Origin of the sequence: Enterobacter sp. Lyrl_3 (assembly GCF_051948675.1) — a bacterium.
GTDB classification, from domain to species: Bacteria; Pseudomonadota; Gammaproteobacteria; order Enterobacterales; family Enterobacteriaceae; genus Enterobacter; species Enterobacter cloacae.
Genome location: NZ_JAYJLI010000001.1, coordinates 810,007 through 826,414, shown reverse-complemented (window position 1 = coordinate 826,414; position 16,408 = coordinate 810,007). Strand labels below are relative to the sequence as shown.

Sequence of the window (16,408 nt, the reverse complement as noted above, 5' to 3'; positions counted from 1 at the left end):
GTTGGCCGGGTAAGGCGAAGCCGCCACCCGGCGAAAAATTACAACGGAGAATCCTGGCTGATCTCATCCAGCGATAAATGGAAGCTCGGCACAAACACCTGCATAAAATAATCCATCTCTTCGCTGCGGCGGGAGTCCAGCGTCTTCTCCAGACGCGTTTTGGCCAGTAAAAATTCGTTATTCCCCGCGGACAACTCTTCCAGACATTTCAGATAGGCACACAGCGCGTCCGCCTGCTTCACCAGTGACTTTTCCTCTTCCGTATACTGATGTTCGTCAATCAGCGGCTCAAAGACGTCACGTAGCTCTTCCGGGACCATCTCAATCAGTTTCTGCTGGGCAATCTTCTCAATGGCCTTATATTCCTGTGCAATCTGCGAGTTGAAGTATTTCACCGGCGTGGGGAGATCCCCGGTCAGCACTTCGGACGCATCGTGATACATCGCCAGCAGCGCGATACGTTCCGCATTGACCTGACCGTTGAATTTGCGGTTTTTAATGGCCGCAAGGGCATGCGCGACCATTGCAACCTGCAGACTATGTTCTGAGACATTTTCGGTGCGCACATTGCGCATCAAAGGCCAGCGGTTGATGAGTTTCAGGCGGGAGAGGTGGGCAAAAAAATGACTCTGACTCATAGGTTACCTTTTGTCTTCACTGCGACAGACTTCATTGTGCGGGGAGGGGAGGGAAGATGCAAATTTGCGGATTTTGAAGGCCGGGTTAGCGTAGCGCCACCCGGCAGAATGATTGTGTTACTGGTGGTAGCCGGAGAGGAATCGCCCGAAGCGGCTGATGGCCATTTCGAGGTCGTCTTCGCGCGGCAACGTCACGATACGAACGTGATCCGGCCATGGCCAGTTAAAGGCCGTGCCCTGAACCAGCAGCACTTTTTCCTGCAGCAGGAAATCAAGCACCATTTTTTGGTCATCGTGAATGTTGAAGCGCTTCGCGTCGATTTTCGGGAACATGTAAAGCGCACCGTTAGGCTTCACGCATGAGACGCCAGGGATGTCGTTGATCAGCTCCCAGGCGCGGTTACGCTGTTCGTACAGGCGGCCGCCGGGCACGATGAACTCGCTGATGCTCTGATAACCGCCCAGCGCCGTCTGGATCGCGTGCTGAGCCGGAACGTTGGCACACAAACGCATGGAAGCCAGCATCTCCAGCCCTTCAATGTAACCTTTCGCATGTTTTTTCGGACCGTTCAGGACCATCCAGCCCTGGCGGAAACCGGCCACACGGTAAGTTTTAGACAGGCCGTTAAAGGTGACGGTCAGCAGGTCTGGCGCCAGCGCGGCGATAGAGTGGTGCTGCGCGGCGTCATACAGGATCTTGTCGTAAATTTCATCAGCGAAGATGATCAGGTTATGCTGACGGGCGATCTCCACGATCTCCATCAGCAGCGCTTTAGAGTAGACGGCACCCGTCGGGTTGTTCGGGTTAATAATCACGATGCCGCGCGTACGCGGGGTGATTTTTGCACGAATATCATCGAGGTCCGGGAACCAGTCAGAGGATTCGTCGCAGAGATAGTGCACCGCCTTACCGCTTGAGAGTGATACGGCCGCCGTCCACAGCGGGTAATCCGGGGCGGGTACCAGCATTTCGTCGCCGCTGTTCAGCAATGCCTGCATGGCCTGCACGATCAGCTCAGAGACGCCGTTGCCGATATAAATATCCTCAACGGTAACGTCACGCATACCGCGTGCCTGGTAGTGCTGCATAATGGCTTTGCGTGCGGAGTAGAGTCCTTTTGAATCACAATAGCCTTGTGCAGTAGGCAGGTTGCGGATCACATCAACCAGGATTTCGTCCGGCGCTTCAAAACCAAACGGCGCAGGGTTACCAATGTTGAGTTTCAGAACCTTATTGCCTTCTTCTTCCAGGCGTTTTGCCTCTTTGAGAACCGGGCCACGGATGTCGTAACAGACGTTATCTAGCTTGCTGGATTTTTCGATAGGGGACATGAACCTTTAACCTTTTCGCTATTATTGCCGCTCCCTGCCGTGGAAGTCAGCACGGAACAATGTACTCCCCCCTCGCTTCGTTTTGAAGGGTAAACAGAAGAAGATTTTGTGCAATAGAAAAACTTCTGGTGAATCTCTTTCGCTGCCTGCGTTGAAATTTTCTGGTCTAAAGTTATGCATGAAAGCGTTTTATTAGGTTAATTGTGCTGTTAATTTTAATCTTTGTTGCATATTGTGCTATTAAAAATAAAATAGCGGCCAGGGTTAAGGCGGAAGTTTACCTGAGTGACTTTTCGTAAAATCTGAGTGCTTCAATAGATCACGCTGTAATAGCAGGCTTTGGTTAAAAGTTGCTCATGTGAAATTAATGTTAAGTGTTATTAATGATTGGCCTTAATCTAAATTAAAATTTATTTATTATTAACCTACAAAATGCAACTTTAGTTAATTTTAATAAAATTAGTTTAGAAGCCTAACAACAACCTTTAATCCTGAATATTGCGATAAGACTTATAAATAAAGTGGATTTGAGTTAAGATGTCTTTAAGGAAAGCAGAGGAAAGACGTATGTGATTTGTATATCTTGCCCTGATTTTCTGAATTAATTGATTGTTATTGTTGGAGTTATCTCTGGCTGGCGTGTGCAAAGCACAACCTGCAACGTTGACAGCGCTGCGATAAAGATGGCAGAAAAGGTGTCATACCTTTAATGTAATTTACATTAACCTGCGATCATCTAAATATCCTGAACGTTTAAGAGAATAAAAATAACGTCATGAAACGTGCTTTCTGACTGTTGATATATACACTAAAGCAGCACAATAACTATCTGTCAGGCAGTCTGCCGGGCCGGGATGCGAGGGAAAACTCCAGAAGGAATTGCTTAACTGTTACACACAGCTTCAACCCGGGCAGCTCCGCACGAGCAACCTGAAAGTGAATAGATATGATAAATGCAAATCGTCCGATAATGAATCTCGACCTCGATCTGCTGAGAACGTTTGTTGCGGTCGCAGACCTCAACACTTTTGCAGCAGCTGCTGCCGCAGTTTGCCGAACCCAGTCCGCCGTCAGTCAGCAAATGCAGCGTCTGGAACAACTGGTTGGTAAAGAGCTTTTTGCCCGTCATGGCCGTAATAAGCTCTTAACGGAACACGGTATTCAGCTACTGGGTTATGCCAGGAAAATACTTCGCTTTAATGACGAAGCATGTATGTCATTAATGTTTAGCAACCTTCAGGGTGTGCTAACGTTAGGTGCATCTGATGAGTCAGCGGATACTATATTGCCGTTCCTTCTTAATCGAATCAGTTCGGTTTATCCGAAGCTTGCGCTGGATGTTAGCGTGAAGCGTAATGCTTTTATGATTGAGATGTTAAAAGAGAACGAGGTTGACCTCGTGGTCACCACGCATCGTCCCGGCCAATTTAATTGCCTGACGCTGCGAACGTCTCCTACGCATTGGTATTGCGCGGCGGAATATGTGCTTCAGCAAGGCGAGCCGGTTCCTCTGGTCTTACTGGACGATCCGAGCCCATTCCGCGATATGGTGCTGGCGGCGCTCAACGAGGCCAACATTCCGTGGCGACTGGCGTATGTGGCCTCCACATTGCCTGCCGTTCGCGCAGCGGTCAAAGCCGGCCTTGGCGTAACGGCGCGTCCGGTGGAGATGATGAGCCCGGATCTGCGGGTGCTGGGAAAATCCGATGGACTCCCTCCGCTGCCGGATACGGAGTATCTGCTGTGCCACAACACGTCCAGTAACAACGAGTTGGCGAAAGTGGTGTTCGAAGCAATGGAGAACTACCATAACCCGTGGCAGTTCGAGCATGTTACCCACGAAGGGGGGGATGACTCCCTGATCGTTGAAGGTGACTTTGAGTGATCGAGAGCTCAAAATTCTGGTAACAAAATGTAAGTGTAAAAAAATGCCACTCGCGCGATTTTCGCATGGAGTGGCTTTTTTTTTGCACAAATTCTCTCCGCTAAAGCGAGTTAAATGAAAAGAGTTCTTAATTATCAATGAGTAAAATACAGTTGATTAAAGTCTGAACAAATTCTTTTCTCACTTCCTTCCCGCGCCAGGCATGTTAATAAAACAGGAAAGATGTTGCCGTTTTACTGGTTGAATTAACAAAAGCGTGTCTCAGATCAAGAAAATACTCCCATTTAGGGGGAGGAATCGTTGGCAAATCCTGTCAAAATAGGAGGGTTATTTTTTTTACTTCCAAAACGGACACGATTCAACAACATGCATTTGACGAAAAGTCAGGTAACCACCAGGGTTAAAGGGCACCAAATGTTAATGAGAATCGCTCGATGTAATTTAATGTGAAGAAACCTTTGTTAAAGTTGACAATAGGTTATAGAAAGGAGTAAAAAACCCCATCATTTTGCTGTCTACGTCTCATTTCTGACAGTTAGTGTAAGGTTATTTGTTCCTCCCCATGAATCGATGTGATGCCCATCTGCCAGCAAGAGCAGTGTCGTTGGTATCACTTTTGATGAGTAAGCAATGAGTATGTCAACATCCACAGAAGTCATCGCTCATCACTGGGCATTCGCAATCTTTCTTATTGTAGCCATTGGCCTGTGCTGCCTGATGTTAGTCGGCGGCTGGTTCCTGGGCGGTCGCGCCCGCGCAAGGCACAAAAACACCCCTTTCGAATCAGGTATTGATTCAGTAGGTTCCGCTCGCTTACGCCTGTCTGCCAAGTTCTATCTGGTAGCCATGTTCTTCGTCATCTTTGACGTGGAAGCGCTTTACCTTTTCGCATGGTCGACCTCCATCCGCGAAAGTGGTTGGGTAGGCTTTGTCGAGGCCGCAATTTTCATTTTAGTGCTACTGGCCGGTCTGGTTTATCTGGTGCGTATTGGCGCGCTTGACTGGACGCCTGCGCGTTCACGTCGTGAACACATCAACCCGGAAAACAGTATCTCTAATCGTCAGCAGTAACAGCGAGGCAATAAGATGGATTATACGCTCACCCGCATAGATCCTAACGGTGAGAATGACCGTTACCCCCTGCAAAAACAGGAGATCGTAACCGACCCCCTGGAGCAAGAAGTCAATAAAAGCGTGTACATGGGCAAGCTCGAACATGCCATGCACGATATGGTCAACTGGGGTCGTAAGAACTCCATCTGGCCATACAACTTTGGCCTTTCCTGCTGCTACGTTGAAATGGTGACGTCATTCACTGCGGTGCATGACGTTGCGCGTTTTGGGGCAGAGGTACTGCGTGCATCCCCACGTCAGGCTGACCTGATGGTGGTGGCCGGTACGTGCTTTACCAAGATGGCACCGGTTATTCAGCGTCTTTATGACCAGATGCTGGAGCCAAAATGGGTTATCTCCATGGGCGCATGTGCAAACTCTGGCGGTATGTACGACATTTATTCCGTTGTGCAGGGCGTAGATAAGTTTATTCCAGTGGATGTATACATCCCCGGTTGCCCGCCACGTCCGGAAGCTTACATGCAAGCGCTGATGCTGCTGCAGGAGTCTATCGGTAAAGAACGCCGCCCGCTGTCGTGGGTTGTTGGCGATCAGGGTGTCTATCGCGCGAACATGCAGTCTGAGCGCGAGCGTAAACGTGGTGAACGTATTGCCGTCACCAACCTGCGTACGCCTGACGAAATTTAATTTGCGCCTGTGGGCCTGGAGAACACCTTCGCATATCACTACTCAAATAGCGCGAAGCCAGGCTTAACAGTCACCACGGACCATTTGCAATGGTGAACAATATGACCGACTTAACCGCGCAAGAAGCCGCCTGGCAGACCCGGGATCATCTGGATGACCCCGTCATTGGCGAACTGCGCAACCGTTTTGGGCCGGATGCCTTTACTGTTCAGGCGACCCGCACCGGGGTACCCGTTGTTTGGGTGAAGCGTGAACAATTGCTGGAAGTTGTCGATTTCCTCAAGAAATTGCCAAAACCTTACGTCATGCTGTTTGACTTACACGGCATGGATGAACGTCTGCGCACGCACCGCCAGGGTCTCCCTGCTGCGGATTTCTCCGTTTTCTACCACCTGATCTCAATAGACCGCAATACGGATATCATGCTCAAGGTGGCATTGTCTGAAAACGACATGCATCTGCCGACGCTCACCAAACTTTTCCCGAACGCCAACTGGTACGAGCGTGAAACCTGGGAAATGTTCGGTATGACCTTCGACGGCCACCCGCATCTGACGCGAATCATGATGCCGCAGACCTGGACCGGCCACCCGCTGCGTAAAGACTACCCGGCACGTGCGACTGAATTCGATCCGTTTGAGCTGACCAAAGCCAAGCAGGATCTGGAGATGGAAGCGCTGACCTTCAAGCCGGAAGACTGGGGCATGAAGCGCGGTACCGAAAACGAGGACTTCATGTTCCTCAACCTCGGTCCAAACCACCCGTCTGCGCACGGTGCATTCCGTATTATTCTTCAGCTTGATGGCGAAGAGATTGTCGACTGCGTTCCGGATATCGGTTACCACCACCGTGGTGCTGAGAAAATGGGCGAGCGTCAGTCCTGGCACAGTTACATTCCGTATACCGACCGTATCGAGTACCTCGGCGGCTGCGTAAACGAAATGCCTTATGTGCTGGCCGTTGAGAAACTGGCAGGCATCACTGTGCCGGATCGCGTTAACGTGATTCGCGTTATGCTGTCAGAACTGTTCCGTATTAATAGCCATCTGCTGTACATCTCCACGTTCATTCAGGACGTTGGCGCGATGACCCCGGTCTTCTTCGCCTTTACCGACCGTCAGAAAATTTACGATCTGGTGGAAGCGATTACCGGTTTCCGTATGCACCCGGCCTGGTTCCGTATCGGCGGTGTGGCACACGATCTGCCGCGCGGCTGGGACCGTCTGCTGCGTGAATTCCTTGACTGGATGCCGAAACGTCTGGCCTCGTATGAGAAAGCCGCGCTGCGTAACTCCATCCTGAAAGGCCGTTCCCAGGGCGTTGCTGCCTACGGCGCGAAAGAGGCGCTGGAGTGGGGGACCACCGGTGCTGGCCTGCGTGCGACCGGTATTGATTTCGACGTGCGTAAAGCGCGTCCTTACTCTGGCTATGAGAACTTCGACTTTGAAGTCCCGGTTGGCGGCGGTGTTTCCGACTGCTATACCCGCGTGATGCTGAAAGTAGAAGAGCTGCGCCAGAGTCTGCGCATCCTTGAGCAGTGCCTCAACAACATGCCGGAAGGCCCGTTCAAGGCGGATCACCCGCTGACGACGCCGCCACCGAAAGAGCGCACGCTGCAACATATCGAAACCCTGATCACCCACTTCCTGCAGGTTTCCTGGGGCCCGGTCATGCCGGCACAAGAATCCTTCCAGATGATCGAAGCGACCAAGGGTATTAACAGTTACTACCTGACCAGTGACGGCAGCACCATGAGCTACCGTACCCGCGTGCGTACGCCGAGCTTTGCGCACCTGCAGCAGATCCCGTCCGCCATCCGCGGCAGTCTGGTCTCCGACCTGATTGTGTATCTGGGTAGTATCGATTTTGTTATGTCAGATGTGGACCGCTAATTATGCACGAGAATCAACAACCACAAACCGAGGCTTTTGAGCTGAGTGAAGCAGAGCGTGCCGCCATTGAGCACGAGATGCACCACTACGAAGACCCGCGTGCGGCGTCCATTGAAGCGCTGAAAATCGTACAGAAACAGCGTGGTTGGGTGCCGGATGGGGCGATCTATGCGATCGCAGAAGTGCTGGGTATCCCGGCCAGTGACGTAGAAGGCGTAGCCACGTTCTACAGCCAGATCTTCCGTCAGCCGGTGGGCCGCCATGTGATCCGCTACTGTGACAGCGTTGTCTGCCACATTACCGGTTATCAGGGCATTCAGGCTGCGATTGAGAAAAAACTCAATATCAAGCCGGGCCAGACCACGTTCGATGGTCGCTTTACTCTGCTGCCAACCTGCTGCCTGGGTAACTGCGACAAGGGGCCGACCATGATGATTGATGAGGATACTCACAGCCATCTGACGCCGGAAGCCATTCCTGACCTGCTGGAGCAGTACAAATGAAAACTGTAATTCGTACTGCTGAGACACATCCGCTGACCTGGCGTCTGCGCGATGACAAACAGCCGGTATGGCTCGACGAATACCAGAGCAAAAACGGCTATGCCGGGGCGCGTAAAGCCCTGGGCGGCATGGCGCCAGACGACATCGTTAATGCGGTGAAAGAGTCGGGTCTGAAAGGCCGCGGCGGCGCGGGCTTCTCCACCGGTCTGAAGTGGAGCCTGATGCCAAAAGATGAATCCATGAACATCCGTTACCTGCTGTGTAACGCGGATGAAATGGAGCCGGGTACCTATAAAGACCGTCTGCTGATGGAGCAACTGCCGCACCTACTGGTGGAAGGCATGTTGATCTCCGCGTTCGCGCTGAAAGCGTACCGTGGTTACATCTTCCTGCGCGGTGAGTACATCGAAGCGGCGGAAAACCTGCGTCGCGCGATTGCCGAAGCGACCGAAGCGGGCCTGCTTGGCAAAAACATTCTCGGCACCGGGTTTGACTTCGAGCTGTTCGTGCACACCGGTGCAGGGCGTTATATCTGCGGTGAAGAGACCGCGCTGATTAACTCCCTGGAAGGCCGCCGTGCGAACCCGCGTTCCAAGCCGCCGTTCCCGGCAAGCTCCGGTGTGTGGGGTAAACCGACCTGTGTGAACAACGTCGAAACCCTGTGTAACGTTCCGGCTATCCTCGCCAACGGCGTGGAGTGGTATCAGGGCATCTCCTCAAGCAAAGATGCCGGTACCAAGCTGATGGGCTTCTCCGGCCGCGTGAAAAACCCTGGCGTCTGGGAACTGCCGTTCGGTACCACCGCCCGCGAAATTCTTGAAGACTACGCCGGTGGCATGCGCGATGGCCTGAAATTTAAAGCCTGGCAGCCGGGTGGGGCAGGGACAGACTTCCTGACCGAAGCCCACCTTGATCTGCCGATGGAGTTCGAAAGCATTGGTAAAGCAGGCAGCCGTCTGGGTACGGCGCTGGCGATGGCCGTCGACCACGAGATCGGCATGGTCTCGCTGGTGCGTAACCTGGAAGAGTTCTTCGCCCGTGAGTCCTGCGGCTGGTGTACACCGTGCCGTGACGGTCTGCCGTGGAGCGTGAAGATCCTGCGTGCTATCGAACGCGGCGAAGGCCAGCCTGGTGATATCGAGACACTTGAGCAACTGTGTCGATTCTTAGGGCCGGGCAAAACCTTCTGTGCCCACGCACCGGGTGCCGTCGAGCCGCTGCAGAGCGCGATTAAATATTTCCGCGACGAATTCGAAGCAGGCATCAAGCAGCCGTTCAGCAATACCCATTCAATCAATGGTATTCAGCCGAACCTGCTGAAAGCACGCTGGTAAAAACAGAATTTTGATTAACGCTCGAAGCAATTCGAGACAACTGGAAGCATGCTAATGGCTACGATTCATGTAGACGGCAAAGAATACGAAGTCAACGGGGCGGACAACCTGCTGGAAGCTTGTCTGTCTCTTGGCCTCGATATTCCGTACTTTTGCTGGCATCCGGCGCTGGGCAGCGTCGGTGCTTGCCGCCAGTGTGCGGTGAAGCAATATCAAAACGCGGAAGACACGCGTGGTCGCCTGGTGATGTCCTGTATGACGCCAGCCACCGAAGGCACCTTTATTTCGATTGATGACGAAGAAGCAAAACAGTTCCGCGAAAGCGTTGTGGAATGGTTGATGACCAACCACCCGCACGACTGCCCGGTCTGTGAAGAGGGCGGCAACTGCCACCTTCAGGATATGACCGTAATGACCGGTCACAGCTTCCGTCGCTATCGCTTTACTAAACGTACTCACCGTAACCAGGACCTGGGGCCGTTCATCTCTCACGAAATGAACCGCTGCATCGCCTGCTACCGCTGCGTGCGTTACTACAAAGATTACGCAGACGGTCAGGATCTGGGTGTGTATGGCGCACATGACAACGTCTACTTCGGTCGTCCGGAAGACGGTACGCTTGAGAGCGAATTCTCCGGTAACCTGGTAGAAATCTGTCCGACCGGCGTATTCACCGATAAAACTCACTCCGAGCGTTACAACCGTAAGTGGGACATGCAGTTTGCACCAAGCATCTGCCAGCAGTGTTCGCTGGGCTGTAACACCAGCCCGGGTGAGCGCTACGGCGAACTGCGTCGTATCGAAAACCGTTACAACGGTACCGTAAACCATTACTTCCTGTGCGACCGCGGTCGTTTCGGCTATGGCTATGTGAACCTGAAAGACCGTCCGCGTCAGCCGGTTCAGCGCCGTGGCGACGACTTTATCACCCTGAACGCTGAACAGGCGATGCAGGGTGCGGCAGATATTCTGCGCCAGTCGAAGAAAGTGATCGGTATCGGCTCCCCGCGTGCCAGCATCGAAAGCAACTTCGCGCTGCGTGAGCTGGTGGGGGCGGAAAACTTCTACACCGGTATCGCTCAGGGCGAGCAGGAACGTCTGCAGCTGGTACTGAAAGTGCTGCGCGAAGGCGGTATTCATACCCCTGCGCTGCGCGAAATCGAATCGTATGATGCGGTTCTGGTGCTGGGCGAAGATCTGACGCAGACCGGCGCTCGCGCGGCTCTGGCGGTTCGCCAGGCGGTGAAGGGTAAAGCACGTGAAATGGCAGCGGCACAGAAAGTGGCTGACTGGCAGATTGCGGCAATCCTCAACATCGGCCAGCGCGCGAAGCATCCTCTGTTTGTGACGAACGTCGACAACACCCGTCTGGACGATATCGCCGCGTGGACCTACTGCGCGCCGGTTGAAGATCAGGCGCGTCTTGGCTTCGCCATTGCTCATGCGCTGGACAACAATTCTCCGGCCGTTGAACTGGATCGTGACCTGCAAAGCAAAGTCGACGTGATTGTTCAGGCGCTGGCGGGGGCGAAGAAACCACTGATTATCTCCGGGACTAACGCCGGTAGCGCCGAGATCATTCAGGCTGCAGCGAACGTCGCCAAAGCCCTGAAAGGCCGCGGTGCGGACGTTGGTGTCACCATGATTGCCCGTGCGGTGAACAGCATCGGTCTGGGTATGATTGGCGGCGGCTCGCTGGAAGAAGCGTTAAGCGAACTGGAGTCCGGTGCTGCTGACGCCGTTGTGGTGCTGGAAAATGACCTGCATCGCCATGCCTCTGCCGCGCGTGTTGACGCTGCGCTCTCTAAAGCACCGCTGGTGATGGTAATCGACCATCAGCGCACCGCGATTATGGATAAAGCGCACCTGGTGCTCTCTGCGGCAAGCTTCGCAGAAAGCGACGGTACGGTTATCAACAACGAAGGCCGCGCACAGCGTTTCTTCCAGGTTTATGACCCGGCGTACTACGACAGCAACACCGTGATGCTGGAAAGCTGGCGCTGGCTGCACTCCCTGCACAGCACCGTGCAGAGCCGTGAAGTGGACTGGACGCAGCTCGACCACGTTATCGATGCGGTAGTCGAAAAACTGCCTCAGCTGGCGGGTATTAAAGATGCTGCGCCTGAAGCGAGCTTCCGTATTCGCGGCCAGAAACTGGCGCGTGAACCGCACCGTTACAGTGGCCGTACCGCGATGCGTGCCAATATCAGCGTGCACGAACCGCGTCAGCCGCAGGATAAAGACACCATGTTCGCCTTCTCCATGGAAGGGAACAACCAGCCGTCTGCGCCGCGTTCACAGATCCCATTCGCATGGGCGCCGGGCTGGAACTCCCCGCAGGCGTGGAACAAGTTCCAGGCGGAAGTGGGCGGTTCACTGCGTCACGGCGATCCGGGCGTGCGTCTGATTGAAGCCTCCGAAACCGGTCTGGACTTCTTCACCACCGTTCCGGCGAGCTTCCAGGCGCAGGACGGTAGCTGGCGTATTGCGCCGTACTACCATCTGTTTGGTAGCGACGAGCTGTCCCAGCGTTCACCGGTATTCCAGCAGCGTATGCCGCAGCCGTACATCAAGCTCAACCCGGCAGACGCCGCGAAGCTTGGCGTGAACGCGGGTGCGAACATTGCCTTTAGCTACGAGGGCCAGACCATCAGCCTGCCGCTGATTATCTCTGAAAGCCTGACAGCAGGGCAGGTCGGTCTGCCGATGGGTATGCCTGGCATCGCGCCGGTATTGGCGGGTGCGCGTCTTGATAACCTGCAGGAGGCAAAAGCATGAGTTGGTTAACGCCGGATCTTATCGACATCCTGCTGAGCATTCTGAAAGCGATTGTCATTCTGCTGGTGGTGGTCACCTGTGGTGCGTTCATGAGCTTTGGTGAACGTCGTCTGCTTGGTCTGTTCCAGAACCGTTATGGACCAAACCGCGTTGGCTGGGGGGGATCACTCCAGCTGGTTGCGGACATGATCAAGATGTTCTTCAAAGAGGACTGGATCCCACGCTTCTCGGATCGCGTGATCTTTACGCTGGCACCGATGATCGCCTTCACCTCGCTGCTGCTGGCGTTTGCTATCGTTCCTGTCAGCCCGACCTGGGTGGTGGCTGACCTGAACATCGGCATTCTGTTCTTCCTGATGATGGCAGGGCTCGCGGTTTACGCGGTACTGTTCGCAGGCTGGTCCAGTAACAACAAATACTCGCTGCTGGGTGCGATGCGTGCTTCCGCGCAGACGCTGAGCTACGAAGTGTTCCTGGGGCTCTCCCTGATGGGCGTGGTGGCGCAGGCCGGTTCATTCAACATGACCGACATCGTTAACAACCAGGCCGACATCTGGAACGTTATCCCGCAGTTCTTTGGTTTTGTTACCTTTGCTATCGCGGGCGTGGCGGTGTGTCACCGTCACCCGTTTGACCAGCCAGAAGCCGAACAGGAACTGGCCGACGGTTACCACATTGAATATTCCGGTATGAAATTCGGTCTGTTCTTCGTGGGCGAGTACATCGGTATCGTCACCATTTCCGCATTGATGGTAACGCTGTTCTTTGGTGGCTGGCATGGCCCGTTCTTACCGCCGTTCATCTGGTTCGCGCTGAAAACCGCGTTCTTCATGATGATGTTCATTTTGATTCGCGCAGCGTTACCGCGTCCGCGTTATGACCAGGTAATGTCCTTCGGCTGGAAAGTGTGCCTGCCGCTGACGCTCGTCAACTTGTTGGTAACGGCGGCTGTCATTCTCTGGCAGCAGCCATAAGGGGCTATAGACCATGACCTTAAAAGAATTACTGGTAGGCTTTGGTACCCAGGTACGCAGTATCTGGATGATCGGCCTGCACGCGTTTGCCAAACGCGAAACCCGGATGTACCCGGAAGAGCCGGTATATCTGCCGCCGCGCTACCGTGGCCGTATCGTGCTGACGCGCGACCCGGACGGCTCCGAGCGCTGCGTTGCCTGTAACCTGTGTGCGGTAGCGTGTCCGGTAGGCTGTATCTCTCTGCAGAAAGCAGAGACGGTAGACGGCCGCTGGTACCCTGAGTTCTTCCGCATCAACTTCTCACGCTGCATCTTCTGTGGTCTGTGTGAAGAAGCGTGCCCAACCACGGCGATTCAGCTCACCCCAGACTTCGAACTGGGTGAGTACAAGCGTCAGGACCTGGTGTACGAGAAAGAGGATCTGCTGATTTCCGGTCCGGGCAAATACCCGGAATATAACTTCTACCGGATGGCGGGTATGGCAATCGACGGCAAAGATAAGGGCGAAGCAGAGAACGAAGCCAAGCCTATCGACGTCAAGAGCCTGTTACCGTAAGGAGAGGGCAATGGAATTCGCTTTTTATATCTGTGGCCTTATCGCCATCCTGGCTACGCTACGAGTGATTACGCACACCAATCCGGTGCATGCGCTGCTGTACTTAATCATTTCGCTGCTGGCTATTTCCGGGGTGTTCTTTGCGCTCGGCGCGCACTTTGCCGGTGCGCTGGAAATCATCGTTTACGCCGGTGCCATCATGGTGCTGTTCGTCTTCGTGGTGATGATGCTGAACCTGGGCGGCTCTGAAATTGAGCAGGAACGTCAGTGGTTAAAACCGCAGGTGTGGATTGGCCCGGCAATTTTGTCGGCCATCATGCTGGTGGTGATTGTTTATGCCATTCTCGGCGTGAACGACCAGGGCATCGACGGTACGCCAATCGGCGCGAAAGAAGTGGGTATCACGCTGTTTGGCCCATACGTTCTGGCGGTTGAACTGGCCTCTATGCTGCTGCTGGCGGGTCTGGTTGTTGCCTTCCACGTTGGCCGCGAAGAGCGTGCTGGTGAGGTGCTGAGCAACCGCACTGACGACCGCGCGAAAAGAAAAACGGAGGAACGCGCATGATCCCCTTAACACATGGACTGATCCTCGCTGCGATTTTATTCGTTCTGGGCTTAACCGGTCTGGTTATCCGCCGCAATCTGCTGTTTATGCTGATCGGTCTGGAAATCATGATTAACGCCTCCGCGCTGGCCTTCGTGGTCGCCGGAAGCTACTGGGGCCAGACCGATGGTCAGGTGATGTACATTCTCGCCATCAGCCTCGCGGCTGCCGAAGCGAGTATTGGCCTGGCGCTGTTGCTGCAGCTCCATCGTCGCCGCCAGAACCTGAACATCGATTCAGTAAGTGAGTTGCGTGGATGAACATGCTTGCCTTAACCATTATTTTTCCGCTGATTGGCTTCGTGCTGCTGGCGTTTTCTCGCGGCCGCTGGTCTGAGAATCTGTCTGCGACCGTCGGCATGGGATCTGTCGGTCTGGCTGCGCTGGTAACAGCGTATGCGGGTATCGATTTCTTCAACAACGGGCGTCAGGCCTTCAGCGTGCCGCTGTGGACCTGGATGTCGGTCGGTGATTTCAACATCGGTTTTAACCTGGTGCTGGATGGTCTCTCGCTGACCATGCTCTCCGTGGTGACCGGCGTGGGCTTCCTGATCCATATGTTCGCCTCCTGGTACATGCGCGGTGAAGAGGGCTACTCCCGCTTCTTCGCCTACACCAACCTGTTTATCGCCAGCATGGTGGTTCTGGTGCTGGCCGATAACCTGCTGCTGATGTATCTGGGCTGGGAAGGCGTGGGTCTCTGTTCGTACCTGCTGATCGGGTTCTACTACACCGATCCGAAGAATGGCGCAGCGGCCATGAAAGCGTTCGTCGTGACCCGTGTGGGTGACGTCTTCCTCGCGTTCGCGCTGTTCATTCTCTACAACGAACTGGGCACGCTGAACTTCCGCGAAATGGTGGAACTGGCGCCGGCACACTTCGCCGCAGGCAACAACATGCTGTGGTGGGCAACGCTGATGCTGCTGGGTGGTGCTGTGGGTAAATCTGCACAGCTGCCGTTGCAGACATGGCTGGCCGACGCGATGGCGGGTCCAACCCCTGTCTCCGCGCTGATCCACGCCGCGACCATGGTCACCGCCGGTGTGTACCTGATTGCGCGTACCCATGGCCTGTTCCTGATGACCCCGGAAATTCTGCATCTGGTGGGTATCGTTGGTGCGGTCACGCTGGTGCTGGCAGGCTTTGCCGCGCTGGTGCAGACCGACATCAAACGCGTTCTTGCTTATTCCACCATGAGCCAGATTGGCTACATGTTCCTGGCGCTGGGCGTTCAGGCGTGGGACGCGGCGATTTTCCACCTGATGACGCACGCGTTCTTTAAAGCGCTGCTGTTCCTCTCATCCGGTTCCGTGATCCTGGCCTGCCATCACGAGCAGAACATCTTCAAGATGGGCGGACTGCGTAAGTCCATCCCGCTGGTGTATGTCTGCTTCCTGGTGGGCGGCGCGGCGCTGGCGGCACTGCCGCTAATTACCGCGGGCTTCTTCAGTAAGGACGAAATCCTTGCCGGTGCCATGGCGAATGGTCATATCAATCTGATGGTTGCGGGTCTGGTCGGTGCGTTCATGACCTCCCTGTATACCTTCCGTATGATTTTCATCGTATTCCACGGTAAAGAACAAATTCACGCTCATGCAGGGCAGGGGATTACTCACCACCTGCCGCTGATTGTGCTGCTGGTCCTGTCCACCTTCGTTGGCGCGATGATTGTGCCGCCGCTGCAGGGTGTACTGCCAGACACCACCGAGCTTGAGCACGGCCGCGTTCTGACGCTTGAAATCACCTCTGGTGTGGTCGCTATCGCGGGTATCCTGATTGCTGCATGGCTGTGGCTGGGCAAACGCACGCTGGTGACTGCCGTTGCCAACAGTGCGCCAGGCCGCCTGCTGGGCACCTGGTGGTACAACGCGTGGGGCTTCGACTGGCTGTACGACATGATCTTCGTTAAGCCGTTCCTGGGCATTGCGTGGCTGTTGAAGCGCGACCCACTGAACAGCCTGATGAATATCCCGGCGATCCTCTCCCGCTTTGCAGGTAAAGGCCTGCTGTACAGCGAGAACGGTTACCTGCGCTGGTATGTGGCGTCCATGAGCATCGGTGCGGTTGTCGTGCTGGCGCTGCTGATGGTGTTGCGTTGATCGTAAAGTGAATTTTATTCGAATTCGTTGAAAATCAGGCCCCTTCTGTGGGG

Annotated in this window: 14 protein-coding genes; 12 read left to right on the top strand and 2 right to left on the bottom strand. The window is 54.4% G+C overall.

Annotation, left to right across the window (positions count from 1 at the left end):
* Nucleotides 1–38 precede the first annotated feature (38 nt).
* Nucleotides 39–638, bottom strand: coding sequence for a 5'-deoxynucleotidase (gene yfbR, locus VF709_RS04075; protein WP_038420264.1), 600 nt, complete (start codon nucleotides 636–638; stop codon nucleotides 39–41).
* Between the two features lie 117 nt (nucleotides 639–755).
* Nucleotides 756–1,970, bottom strand: coding sequence for an alanine transaminase AlaA (gene alaA / locus VF709_RS04070; RefSeq protein ID WP_013098109.1), 1,215 nt, complete (start codon nucleotides 1,968–1,970; stop codon nucleotides 756–758).
* 946 nt (nucleotides 1,971–2,916) lie between these two features.
* On the opposite strand from alaA, the gene lrhA reads away from it, so the two are divergent.
* The 12 genes from lrhA to nuoL all read left to right on the top strand — a co-directional run bounded on the left by lrhA (nucleotide 2,917) and on the right by nuoL (nucleotide 16,355).
* Nucleotides 2,917–3,855, top strand: a complete 939-nt coding sequence (lrhA, locus tag VF709_RS04065) for a transcriptional regulator LrhA (RefSeq protein ID WP_029881734.1) — start codon at nucleotides 2,917–2,919, stop codon at nucleotides 3,853–3,855.
* Nucleotides 3,856–4,485: 630 nt separating this feature from the next.
* Nucleotides 4,486–4,926, top strand: coding sequence for an NADH-quinone oxidoreductase subunit NuoA (nuoA, locus tag VF709_RS04060; RefSeq protein ID WP_014171000.1), 441 nt, complete (start codon nucleotides 4,486–4,488; stop codon nucleotides 4,924–4,926).
* 15 nt (nucleotides 4,927–4,941) lie between these two features.
* Nucleotides 4,942–5,616: an NADH-quinone oxidoreductase subunit NuoB gene (gene nuoB / locus VF709_RS04055; protein ID WP_003861482.1), complete on the top strand. Its 675-nt coding sequence runs from the start codon at nucleotides 4,942–4,944 to the stop codon at nucleotides 5,614–5,616.
* 89 nt (nucleotides 5,617–5,705) lie between these two features.
* Nucleotides 5,706–7,508, top strand: coding sequence for an NADH-quinone oxidoreductase subunit C/D (gene nuoC, locus VF709_RS04050; protein ID WP_013098106.1), 1,803 nt, complete (start codon nucleotides 5,706–5,708; stop codon nucleotides 7,506–7,508).
* A 2-nt stretch (nucleotides 7,509–7,510) separates the two neighbouring features.
* The gene (gene nuoE, locus VF709_RS04045; RefSeq protein WP_003861486.1) at nucleotides 7,511–8,011 is read left to right on the top strand and encodes an NADH-quinone oxidoreductase subunit NuoE; all 501 of its coding nucleotides are present in this window, start codon (nucleotides 7,511–7,513) and stop codon (nucleotides 8,009–8,011) included.
* Nucleotides 8,008–9,345, top strand: a complete 1,338-nt coding sequence (gene nuoF, locus VF709_RS04040) for an NADH-quinone oxidoreductase subunit NuoF (protein WP_003861487.1) — start codon at nucleotides 8,008–8,010, stop codon at nucleotides 9,343–9,345. The genes nuoE and nuoF overlap by 4 nt, the downstream gene beginning before the upstream one ends.
* Before the next feature lie 54 nt (nucleotides 9,346–9,399).
* Complete coding sequence (gene nuoG / locus VF709_RS04035) at nucleotides 9,400–12,123, top strand: NADH-quinone oxidoreductase subunit NuoG (protein ID WP_023621514.1); 2,724 nt, start codon at nucleotides 9,400–9,402, stop codon at nucleotides 12,121–12,123.
* Nucleotides 12,120–13,097 (top strand): NADH-quinone oxidoreductase subunit NuoH, encoded by a 978-nt coding sequence (gene nuoH / locus VF709_RS04030; RefSeq protein ID WP_013098104.1) that lies wholly within the window; start codon nucleotides 12,120–12,122, stop codon nucleotides 13,095–13,097. The genes nuoG and nuoH overlap by 4 nt, the downstream gene beginning before the upstream one ends.
* 13 nt (nucleotides 13,098–13,110) lie before the next feature.
* Nucleotides 13,111–13,653, top strand: a complete 543-nt coding sequence (gene nuoI / locus VF709_RS04025; RefSeq protein ID WP_003861491.1) for an NADH-quinone oxidoreductase subunit NuoI — start codon at nucleotides 13,111–13,113, stop codon at nucleotides 13,651–13,653.
* Between the two features lie 10 nt (nucleotides 13,654–13,663).
* Nucleotides 13,664–14,218, top strand: a complete 555-nt coding sequence (gene nuoJ, locus VF709_RS04020) for an NADH-quinone oxidoreductase subunit J (RefSeq protein WP_008500212.1) — start codon at nucleotides 13,664–13,666, stop codon at nucleotides 14,216–14,218.
* Complete coding sequence (gene nuoK / locus VF709_RS04015) at nucleotides 14,215–14,517, top strand: NADH-quinone oxidoreductase subunit NuoK (RefSeq protein WP_003861496.1); 303 nt, start codon at nucleotides 14,215–14,217, stop codon at nucleotides 14,515–14,517. Before nuoJ ends, nuoK begins: the two co-directional genes overlap by 4 nt.
* Nucleotides 14,514–16,355: an NADH-quinone oxidoreductase subunit L gene (nuoL, locus tag VF709_RS04010; protein ID WP_057071666.1), complete on the top strand. Its 1,842-nt coding sequence runs from the start codon at nucleotides 14,514–14,516 to the stop codon at nucleotides 16,353–16,355. The genes nuoK and nuoL overlap by 4 nt, the downstream gene beginning before the upstream one ends.
* Nucleotides 16,356–16,408: the final 53 nt, after the last annotated feature.